This is a genomic window from Streptomyces sp. MB09-02B (genome assembly GCF_033794485.1).
Taxonomy (GTDB): domain Bacteria; phylum Actinomycetota; class Actinomycetes; order Streptomycetales; family Streptomycetaceae; genus Streptomyces.
This window is the reverse complement of record NZ_JARGEE010000329.1, coordinates 1-10,362: the sequence shown is the minus strand read 5'-3', so window position 1 is coordinate 10,362 and position 10,362 is coordinate 1. Positions and strand designations below refer to the sequence as shown.

Sequence of the window (10,362 nt, the reverse complement as noted above, 5' to 3'; positions counted from 1 at the left end):
TGGGGTTTGGAAATTGTGTTTAGGAGCAGGGGGGAAGAGGGCCGTGCCCGTGGCCCATTTGCCGCCCTCGGTGGGGACCAGGAGTTCGGCCACGTCCAGGACGTGGTGGCCGGCCATGGAGGGCAGGCAGCTGCCCCTCGCCGGACCGATCGCGGCGGCCCAGTCGGCCGGGATCGACGACGCTCCCCGGGTCGCTCCGGCCAGCGCGCCGGCGACCGCCGCGGTCGTGTCGGCGTCGCGGCCCATGTTCACCGCGGTCAGCACCGACTCGGTGAAGTCGCCGTCGGCCGCCGCGTAGGCGCCGAAGGCGAGGGCGACGGCCTCGGGGGCGAGGTCGGTCCAGGGGTAGCCGCCGATGACGACGGCGGAGCGGACCGCGCGTTCGCCCCGGTGGGCGACGGCCACCGCCCGGCGCAGGGAGCGGGCCGTCCAGGAGTCGTCGGGGATCACGGCGAGCGCGGAGGCCACCACCGAGATCGTCGGCGCTCCCGCCATCGCGGCGGCCACTCCCGCCGCGACCGCCTGGCCGCCGTAGATGCCCTCGCCGTCATGGCTGACCGAGCCGTCGACGGCGACCAGGCGGGCGGCCTCCGCCGGGCGGCCCGCCGCGAAGACGCCGAAGGGGGCCGCGCGCATGGCCAGGCCGTCGCTCCAGGCGTGCCGGTGTTGCGCGGAGATCGGCGCGGCGAGGCCCCGGCGGAGGTTCTCCAGGGTGCCCCGTTCGCTGAAGCCCGCTCCCCGGAAGGGGCCCTCGTCCAGGTCCGCGATCCACTGGTGCCAGGCCGTCTCCACATGGGTGACGGTGAGCGCCGAGCCGTGCCGGGCCAGCAGCAGCCCGGAGAAGATCGCGTACTCGGTGTCGTCCGTGCCCGACGGGCGCTCGGCCACATACCCGGTGATGCGCCCCCAGCGCGCGCGGATCTCGGAGGGTTTCATGTTCTCGGCGGGCGCCCCCAGCGCGTCCCCGACGGCGAGCCCGAGCATGGCCCCCCGTGCCCGCTCGCGGAGGTCGGTGGCGTCCCCGGGCGCCGGGACCGAGGGAATGCAGGCGATGGAAGGCATACGGTCGCCTCTCTGGCCCGCGGGCAGGTCCGGCCCGGTGGGCAGTTGATCCGCTCTGAAGATGTGGCAGCTTTCGCTGGGAAGATCTCTCCCACATCGGGTGCCTCGGCGGCGCGCGGAACGCTCGTGTATCACCCGGTCGACATCTGTGCAGTGCCCTGTACGAATGAGCGGCGGCCGTTTCTCGAACAGTCGCCGACCTGGGTGAGTGCCTGGGTAAGTACGGCCTTCCTTGCTGGCAGAAGCGATTTTCCGAGCGTACGTTCGACGTGAGGAAAGGGGCTTGATCGTGGCGATCATCGACACCGAAGCCGCGTTGCACGAGGCGCACCGGGACAACCACACCCATCGGGACGTGAACGGCGGCTGGCTGCGGCCCGCCGTGTTCGGGGCGATGGACGGTCTCGTGTCCAACCTGGCGCTGATGACCGGTGTCGCCGGCGGAACGGCCGGGCGGGAGGCGGTCGTCGTCGCCGGGCTCGCGGGGCTCGCCGCCGGGGCCTTCTCCATGGCCGCCGGCGAATACACCTCCGTGGCCTCGCAGCGTGAACTTGTCCAGGCCGAACTCGACGTCGAGCGGCGGGAGTTGCGGAGGCACCCCCAGGACGAGGAGGAGGAGCTCGCCGCGCTCTACGAGAGCCGTGGGGTCGAGCCGGGGCTCGCCCGGGAGGTCGCGCGGCAGCTCTCGCACGACCCCGAACAGGCCCTGGAGATCCATGCGCGCGAGGAGCTGGGCATCGACCCCGGTGACCTCCCTTCGCCCGTCGTCGCCGCCGTGTCGAGCTTCGGCTCGTTCGCGCTGGGCGCCCTGCTGCCCGTACTGCCGTATCTGCTCGGCGCGAGCGCGCTGTGGCCCGCCGTGCTTCTGGCGCTCGCCGGGCTCTTCGGGTGCGGTGCGGTGGTGGCCAGGGTGACGGCCAGAACTTGGTGGTTCAGTGGGCTGCGACAGCTGGCCCTCGGTGGCGCCGCGGCGGGTGTGACGTACGCCCTGGGCAGTCTGTTCGGGGCGGCCGTATGATGGATCGGATGGCTACGTATGCAAGGGACTGCATAAGTAGTCGTTACCATGCGGTTTCGAATGCTTAACCGCTGGGCATGAGCCGTAAGCGCCGCGGGCAACGACGCCCGTCAAGCACCTGAAGCACCTGGAAGTAGTGGGCACGACGCCTCCTGCGCCCCCGGTCGACCGACAATGATCTGTCCGGTCGACTCCCCCTTGATCGCGTTCGATCACGCCACTGCGTGCGGCCACCCCTCCGCGCCGTGGCGTCCGCATGGTGGGATGAAGTATCCGCTTCCCGAGAATCGTTCCATCATGTAACCTGCACGAAATTTTGCACCTTACGCAGAGGGCCAGCGTCGTCCCTCGGCACTGCATATGCCAGATGACGACGACGGGAGAGCCGATGCGTACGCCGCGCCAGCCGTCCCAGCACTCCGCGAATGGCCAGAAGTGGTCCTTCATGGATGCTCGCCCTGCTGCGCAGGGTATGTACGACCCCCGCAACGAGCGCGACGCCTGTGGCGTCGGCTTCGTGGCCACCCTCACCGGCGAGGCGAGCCATGCGCTGGTCGAGCAGGCGCTCACGGTTCTGCGCAACCTGGAGCACCGCGGGGCGACCGGTTCGGAGCCCGACTCGGGTGACGGCGCCGGCATCCTCTCCCAGGTTCCCGACGCGTTCTTCCGTGACGTGGCCGGATTCGAGCTGCCCGAGGCCGGCTCGTACGCCGTCGGTATCGGCTTCCTGCCCGAGGAGGGCACCGAGGACGCCGTCGCCCGCATCGAGGCCATCGCCGCCGAGGAGGGCCTGACCGTCCTCGGCTGGCGCGAGGTGCCCGTCGCCCCCGAACTGCTCGGCGCCACGGCCCGCTCGACGATGCCCGCCTTCCGCCAGGTCTTCGTCTCCGACGCTGCCGCAGTGCCTGCCACGGACATCGACCTCGACCGCAGGACGTTCGTGCTGCGCAAGCGCGCCGAGCGCGAGGTCGACGTCTACTTCCCCTCGCTCTCCGCGCGGACCATCGTCTACAAGGGCATGCTGACCACCGGCCAGCTGGAGCCCTTCTTCCCGGACCTGTCCGACCGCCGTTTCGCCTCCGCGATCGCGCTCGTGCACTCCCGGTTCTCCACGAACACCTTCCCGTCGTGGCCGCTCGCCCACCCGTACCGCTTCGTCGCGCACAACGGTGAGATCAACACCGTCAAGGGCAACCGCAACTGGATGGTGGCCCGAGAGTCGCAGCTGGCCTCTGACCTGTTCGGCCCGCAGGACAAGCTGGACCGGATCTTCCCCATCTGCACGCCGGACGCCTCCGACTCGGCGTCCTTCGACGAGGTGCTGGAGCTCCTCCACCTCGGTGGCCGCTCCCTGCCGCACTCCGTGCTGATGATGATCCCGGAGGCGTGGGAGAACCACGACTCCATGGAGCCGGCCCGCCGCGCCTTCTACCAGTTCCACTCCACGATGATGGAGCCCTGGGACGGCCCGGCCTGTGTCACCTTCACCGACGGCCGTCAGGTCGGCGCGGTCCTCGACCGCAACGGCCTGCGCCCCGGCCGCTACTGGGTCACCGACGACGGCCTCGTCGTCCTCGGCTCCGAGGTCGGCGTCCTCGACATCGACCCCGCCAAGGTCGTCCGCAAGGGCCGCCTGCAGCCGGGCCGCATGTTCCTCGTCGACACCGTCGAGCACCGCATCATCGAGGACGACGAGATCAAGGCCGGCCTCGCCGCCGAGCAGCCGTACGCCGACTGGCTGGAGGCCGGGGAGATCGAGCTCTCCGACCTGCCCGAGCGTGAGCACATCGTGCACACCCACGCCTCCGTCACCCGCCGCCAGCAGACCTTCGGCTACACCGAGGAAGAGCTGCGCGTCATCCTCGCGCCGATGGCCAAGGCAGGCGCCGAGCCCATCGGCTCCATGGGCACGGACTCGCCGATCGCCGCGCTGTCCTCGCGCCCGCGCCTGCTCTTCGACTACTTCACCCAGCTGTTCGCGCAGGTCACCAACCCGCCGCTGGACGCCATCCGTGAAGAGCTGGTGACGAGCCTGCGCTCCTCGCTGGGCCCGCAGGGCAACCTCCTGAAGCCGACCGCCGCGTCGTGCCGCAGCGTCACCCTGCCCTTCCCGGTGATCGACAACGACGAGCTGGCCAAGCTCATCCACATCAACGCCGACGGCGACATGCCCGGCATGAAGGCCGCCACGCTCTCCGGTCTCTACCGGGTCTCCGGCGGCGGTGACGCCCTCGCCGCGCGCATCGAGGAGATCTGCGCCGAGGCCGACGCCGCCATCGAGAACGGCGCCCGGCTGATCGTCCTCAGCGACCGCCACTCGGACGCCGAGCACGCGCCGATCCCGTCGCTGCTGCTCACCGCGGCCGTCCACCACCACCTCATCCGCACCAAGCAGCGCACCCAGGTGGGCCTGCTGGTCGAGGCCGGCGACGTCCGCGAGGTCCACCACGTCGCCCTGCTCGTCGGCTTCGGCGCCGCGGCCGTCAACCCGTACCTGGCGATGGAGTCCGTCGAGGACCTCGTCCGCGCCGGAACGTTCCTCTCCGGTATCGAGGCCGAGCAGGCCATCCGCAACCTGATCTACGCCCTCGGCAAGGGCGTCCTGAAGGTCATGTCCAAGATGGGCATCTCCACGGTCGCCTCCTACCGCGGCGCCCAGGTCTTCGAGGCCGTCGGTCTCGCGGACGAGTTCGTGGAGAAGTACTTCAACGGCACGGCCACCAAGATCGGCGGCGTCGGCATCGACGTCATCGCCAAGGAGGTCGCGGCCCGCCACGCCAAGGCGTACCCGGCCAGCGGCATCGCGCCGGCCCACCGCGCCCTGGAGATAGGCGGCGAGTACCAGTGGCGCCGCGAGGGCGAGCCGCACCTGTTCGACCCGGACACGGTCTTCCGCCTCCAGCACTCCACCCGGACGCGCCGCTACGACATCTTCAAGCAGTACACGGACCGCGTGAACGAGCAGTCCGAGCGTCTGATGACGCTGCGCGGCCTGTTCGGCTTCAAGGCCGGCGAGGGCCGTGCGCCGATCTCGATCGACGAGGTCGAGCCGGTCTCCGAGATCGTCAAGCGCTTCTCGACCGGCGCCATGTCGTACGGCTCGATCTCGCGCGAGGCGCACGAGACCCTCGCCATCGCCATGAACCAGCTGGGCGGCAAGTCCAACACCGGTGAGGGCGGCGAGGACCCGGACCGCCTCTACGACCCGGCGCGGCGCTCGTCGATCAAGCAGGTCGCCTCCGGCCGCTTCGGCGTGACCTCCGAGTACCTGGTCAACGCGGACGACATCCAGATCAAGATGGCCCAGGGCGCCAAGCCCGGTGAGGGCGGTCAGCTGCCCGGCCACAAGGTGTACCCGTGGGTCGCCAAGACGCGTCACTCGACGCCGGGCGTGGGCCTGATCTCCCCGCCGCCGCACCACGACATCTACTCCATCGAGGACCTGGCCCAGCTGATCCACGACCTGAAGAACGCGAACCCGCAGGCGCGGATTCACGTCAAGCTGGTCTCCGAGGTCGGCGTCGGCACGGTCGCGGCCGGTGTGTCCAAGGCGCACGCGGACGTCGTCCTCATCTCCGGCCACGACGGCGGAACGGGCGCCTCCCCGCTGACGTCGCTGAAGCACGCCGGTGGCCCCTGGGAGCTCGGCCTCGCCGAGACCCAGCAGACCCTGCTGCTCAACGGCCTGCGCGACCGCATCGTCGTCCAGACCGACGGCCAGCTGAAGACCGGCCGTGACGTCGTCATCGCCGCGCTGCTCGGCGCCGAGGAGTTCGGTTTCGCGACCGCTCCGCTCGTCGTCTCCGGCTGCGTCATGATGCGCGTCTGCCACCTGGACACCTGCCCGGTCGGTATCGCCACGCAGAACCCGACGCTGCGCGACCGGTTCGCAGGCAAGGCCGAGTACGTCGTGAACTTCTTCGAGTTCATCGCCGAGGAGGTCCGCGAGATCCTCGCCGAGCTGGGCTTCCGCTCCATCGAGGAGGCCGTCGGCCACGCCGAGGCGCTCGACGTGACCCGCGCGGTCGACCACTGGAAGGCGCAGGGCCTGGACCTGGAGCCGCTGTTCCACGTGCCCGAGCTGCCCGAGGGTGCCGTCCGCCACCAGCTGATCGAGCAGGACCACGGCCTGGAGAAGGCGCTCGACAACGAGCTGATCAAGCTCGCCGCCGACGCGCTCGCCGCCTCGGACGCCACCGACGCCCAGCCGGTGCGCGCCCAGGTCAAGGTCCGCAACATCAACCGCACCGTCGGCACCATGCTCGGCCACGAGGTGACGAAGAAGTTCGGCGGCGCCGGTCTCCCCGACGACACCATCGACATCACCTTCACCGGCTCGGCCGGCCAGTCCTTCGGCGCCTTCCTCCCGCGCGGTGTCACGCTGCGCCTGGAGGGCGACGCCAACGACTACGTCGGCAAGGGCCTCTCCGGCGGCCGTGTGATCGTCCGTCCCGACCGGGGCGCCGACCACCTCGCCGAGTACTCGACCATCGCGGGCAACACCATCGCCTACGGCGCGACCGGCGGCGAGCTGTTCCTCCGCGGTCGTACGGGTGAGCGGTTCTGTGTCCGTAACTCCGGTGCCACGGTGGTGTCCGAGGGCGTGGGCGACCACGGCTGCGAGTACATGACCGGCGGCCACGCGGTCGTCCTCGGCGAGACGGGCCGCAACTTCGCGGCCGGTATGTCGGGCGGCATCGCGTACGTCATCGACCTGAACCGCGACAACGTCAACGTCGGCAACGCGGGCGCCGTCGAGGCCCTCGACGACACCGACAAGCAGTGGCTGCACGACGTGGTGCGCCGCCACGCCGAGGAGACGGGTTCGACGGTCGCCGAGAAGCTGCTCGCCGACTGGTCCGTCGCCGTGGAGCGCTTCAGCAAGATCATCCCCAGCACGTACAAGGCAGTGCTCGCCGCCAAGGCCGCCGCCGAGCAGGCCGGTCTCTCCGAGACCGAGATCACCGAGAAGATGATGGAGGCGGCGATCAATGGCTGACCCGAAGGGCTTCCTGAACCACGGGCGCGAGGTCGCCAAGTCCCGCCCCGTCGACGTACGCCTCAAGGACTGGAACGAGGTCTACGTTCCGGGCTCGCTGCTCCCGATCATCTCGAAGCAGGCGTCCCGCTGCATGGACTGCGGCATCCCGTTCTGCCACAACGGCTGTCCCCTCGGGAACCTCATCCCCGAGTGGAACGACTACGCCTACCGCGAGGACTGGGGCGCTGCCTCGGAGCGCCTGCACGCGACGAACAACTTCCCGGAGTTCACGGGCCGTCTGTGCCCCGCTCCCTGTGAGTCGGCGTGCGTCCTCGGCATCAACCAGCCGGCCGTCACCATCAAGAACGTCGAGGTCTCGATCATCGACAAGGCGTGGGACAGCGGCGACGTCGCGCCCCAGGCCCCGGAGCGCCTCTCCGGCAAGACGGTCGCGGTCATCGGCTCGGGCCCGGCGGGTCTCGCGGCCGCCCAGCAGCTGACGCGGGCGGGCCACACCGTCGCCGTCTACGAGCGCGCGGACCGCATCGGAGGCCTGCTCCGGTACGGCATCCCCGAGTTCAAGATGGAGAAGCGGCACATCAACCGCCGTATCGAGCAGATGCGCGCGGAGGGCACCCGCTTCCGTACGGGCATCGAGATCGGCCGCGACCTCAAGGCGACGGACCTGAAGAAGCGGTACGACGCCGTCGTGATCGCCGCGGGTGCGACGACCGCGCGTGACCTGCCGGTGCCCGGCCGCGAGCTGGCCGGCATCCACCAGGCAATGGAGTACCTGCCGCTGGCCAACAAGGTGCAGGAGGGCGACTTCGTGGCGCCCCCCATCACGGCCGAGGGCAAGCACGTCGTGGTCATCGGCGGCGGCGACACCGGCGCGGACTGCGTGGGCACCGCCCACCGCCAGGGCGCGGCCTCCGTCACGCAGCTGGAGATCATGCCGAAGCCGGGCGAGGACCGCGCGCCGAACCAGCCGTGGCCGACCTTCCCCATGCTCTACAAGGTCACCTCCGCGCACGAGGAGGGCGGCGAGCGGGTCTACTCCGTCTCCACCACCCACTTCGAGGGCGACGAGGACGGCAACGTCCAGTGGCTGCACCTCATCGAGGTCGAGTTCGTCGACGGCAAGCTGACGCAGAAGCCGGGCACGGAGCGCAAGATCCCCGCCCAGCTGGTCACCCTGGCGATGGGCTTCACCGGCACCGACCGGGACAACGGCCTGGTCGAGCAGTTCGGCCTGGACCTCGACGAGCGCGGCAACATCGCGCGCGACGCCGACTTCCAGACCAACGTGCCGGGTGTGTTCGTGGCCGGTGACGCGGGCCGCGGCCAGTCCCTCATCGTGTGGGCGATCGCGGAGGGCCGCTCGGCGGCCCGTGGCTGCGACCGCTTCCTCACGGGGGCGAGCGACCTGCCGGCCCCGATCCGCCCGACGGACCGCTCGCTGATGGTCTGACGACTCGAGCGACACGGGACGGTGACCTTTCACGGTCACCGTCCCCCACACACGTCCCGTACAACGGCGTACGGAACACAGACGGCGCCTGCCCACCAGTCCCCGACCGGACTACCGGGCAGGCGCCGTCGCATGTCCCGGGTGAGGGCCTCAGCCCGTCATCGCCGCCGCCTTCGCCAGTGCCAGCACCGCCAGGAGTGCCAGCATCCCCACGCACGCGCCCGCCTGTACCAGCACCCTCCGCCGGTCCCGGGGCGCGTACGCGAACGCGAGGGCGATCGCGCCGCCCGTCAGCAGCCCGCCGAGGTGGCCCTGCCAGGACGTCACGACCGCTGAGATGACCAGCCAGATCAGCAGGCCCGCCATGAAGCGGTTGATGCCCGCGGGGTCGGCGCCGAGGCGGCGGGCCAGGACGTAGTACGCCGTGCAGACGCCGAAGATCGCGCCGGAGGCGCCGACCGTGCTGCTGTCGGGGTCCAGGAGGAGGACGAGGGCGGAGCCGCCGAGGGCTGAGAGGAGGTACAGGCTCAGATAGCGGGCGCGGCCCAGCTGCGCCTCCACCACCCGGCCCACGTTCCACAGCGTGACCATGTTCATCACGATGTGCAGGATGCCGAACGTGCCCTCGGTGGGCGGGATGTGGAGGAAGGCGCCAGTGAGGAGGCGGTACCACTCGCCGTCGATCACGCCTTCGAGGTGGAAGTCGGCCGGGTAGGCGCTCTGCCAGACGTAGTGCAGACCGTCCGGGCCGGCGAGGCCCCGGCCCAGCATCGCGAAGTCGTCGACGATCGACGGGCGGAGCAGTTCGGCGACGTAGGCCACGACGTTCAGGCCGATCAGGACGTACGTCACCAGCGGGACCGCCGAGATCCGGCCGCCGAAGGCCGTGCGGGCCTGGCGGACCGTTCTCACGCCCTCCTTCACGCACTCCGGGCACTGGTGGCCCACGGCCGCGTCGCGCATGCAGTCGGGGCAGATGAACCGCTCGCAGCGGGTGCAGCGGACGTACGACTCCACTTTCGGGTGGCGGTAGCAGGTGGTGACGGCGGGCTCGGACGACGACGGGGACTCGGGTTCCATGGCCGGCTCCTTGTGGGTGCGGGGCTGATGACGAGCCGGTGAGGACGGCGGCGAACAAAATAGCGAACCTGGGCGGGGGTGTGCTGAGGGGGAGTGCCCCAGGCTCGGGATCTTCGTCGCGCTCCGGTGCCGGGAGGCCCTTCACGGCCGCGTGGCCGGCTCGCCCGCGCCGTGTCCGGGCCCGGGAGGCGGACCCCGCGACCCATGGTCGAGGAGTGCCGCGAGATCACCGGCGGCGGCGGTCACCACCGCTGAGGACCACGCTCCGGCACTCGTCGGGAGCGCCCCACGCGCTCCGCAGCGCACGCGCCTTGGTCAGCCAGAGCGACAGGTCGTACTCCGCCGTGTAACCGATCGCGCCGTGCAGTTGCAGCGCCGTGCGCGCGGTCGCGTACGCCGCCTCGCACGCCGTCACCTTGGCCGCCGCCGCGTCCGCCGGGTCCAGGGTGACCGCCGCCCCGAAGACCAGGGGACGCGCGAACTCCAGGGCTACCTTGGCGTCCGCCAGCCGGTGCTTCACCGCCTGGAACGACCCCACGGGCACACCGAACTGCGTGCGCTGCTTGACGTACGCCACCGTCCTGTCCAGCAGCGCCAGACCGACGCCGAGAGCCTGCGCGGCGACCGCGAGACGCGCCCAGACGAGGGCGCGGGCGAGCAGGGGCGGGTCGGTGGTGAGGCTGTCCTTTATACAAATCTCCAAGGCCCCACACCAGGCCGAAAACTCTTATGCCGGTTTCCCTTTAAAAA

The 10,362-nt window shown here is 70.6% G+C and carries 5 protein-coding genes and 1 pseudogene; 3 read left to right on the top strand and 3 right to left on the bottom strand.

The annotated features are described in order from the left end of the window. Positions 1-1,062: ADP-ribosylglycohydrolase family protein (locus P1P70_RS33030; RefSeq protein WP_319244352.1), on the bottom strand; the 1,062-nt coding region annotated here is incomplete at its 3' end. 289 nt (positions 1,063-1,351) lie between these two features. Here P1P70_RS33030 and P1P70_RS33025 point away from each other — a divergent pair. The 3 genes from P1P70_RS33025 (at position 1,352) to P1P70_RS33015 (ending at position 8,532) form a co-directional block, all read left to right on the top strand. After that, positions 1,352-2,080 carry a VIT1/CCC1 transporter family protein gene (locus P1P70_RS33025; protein WP_319244351.1) on the top strand — a complete coding sequence of 243 codons (729 nt, stop codon included), beginning with the start codon at positions 1,352-1,354 and terminating at the stop codon, positions 2,078-2,080. Positions 2,081-2,468: 388 nt separating this feature from the next. Further along, a complete protein-coding gene (gltB, locus tag P1P70_RS33020) occupies positions 2,469-7,079 on the top strand; it encodes a glutamate synthase large subunit (RefSeq protein WP_319244349.1) in 4,611 nt (1,536 codons plus the stop codon). After that, the gene (locus P1P70_RS33015; protein WP_319244347.1) at positions 7,072-8,532 is read left to right on the top strand and encodes a glutamate synthase subunit beta; all 1,461 of its coding nucleotides are present in this window, start codon (positions 7,072-7,074) and stop codon (positions 8,530-8,532) included. The genes gltB and P1P70_RS33015 overlap by 8 nt, the downstream gene beginning before the upstream one ends. Before the next feature lie 150 nt (positions 8,533-8,682). On the opposite strand, the gene P1P70_RS33010 is transcribed toward P1P70_RS33015, so the two are convergent. Beyond that, positions 8,683-9,612, bottom strand: coding sequence for a rhomboid family intramembrane serine protease (locus tag P1P70_RS33010; RefSeq protein ID WP_319244345.1), 930 nt, complete (start codon positions 9,610-9,612; stop codon positions 8,683-8,685). Positions 9,613-9,838: 226 nt separating this feature from the next. Then, a pseudogene (locus tag P1P70_RS33005) lies at positions 9,839-10,279 on the bottom strand (acyl-CoA dehydrogenase family protein); the annotation flags it as partial. Positions 10,280-10,362: the final 83 nt, after the last annotated feature.

Excerpts from the sequence above, each read along its gene's own strand:
- gltB (WP_319244349.1), top strand. The coding sequence starts at position 2,469 with ATGCGTACGCCGCGCCAGCCGTCCCAGCACTCCGCGAATGGCCAGAAG.
- P1P70_RS33015 (WP_319244347.1), top strand. The coding sequence starts at position 7,072 with ATGGCTGACCCGAAGGGCTTCCTGAACCACGGGCGCGAGGTCGCCAAG.
- P1P70_RS33010 (WP_319244345.1), bottom strand. The coding sequence starts at position 9,612 with ATGGAACCCGAGTCCCCGTCGTCGTCCGAGCCCGCCGTCACCACCTGC.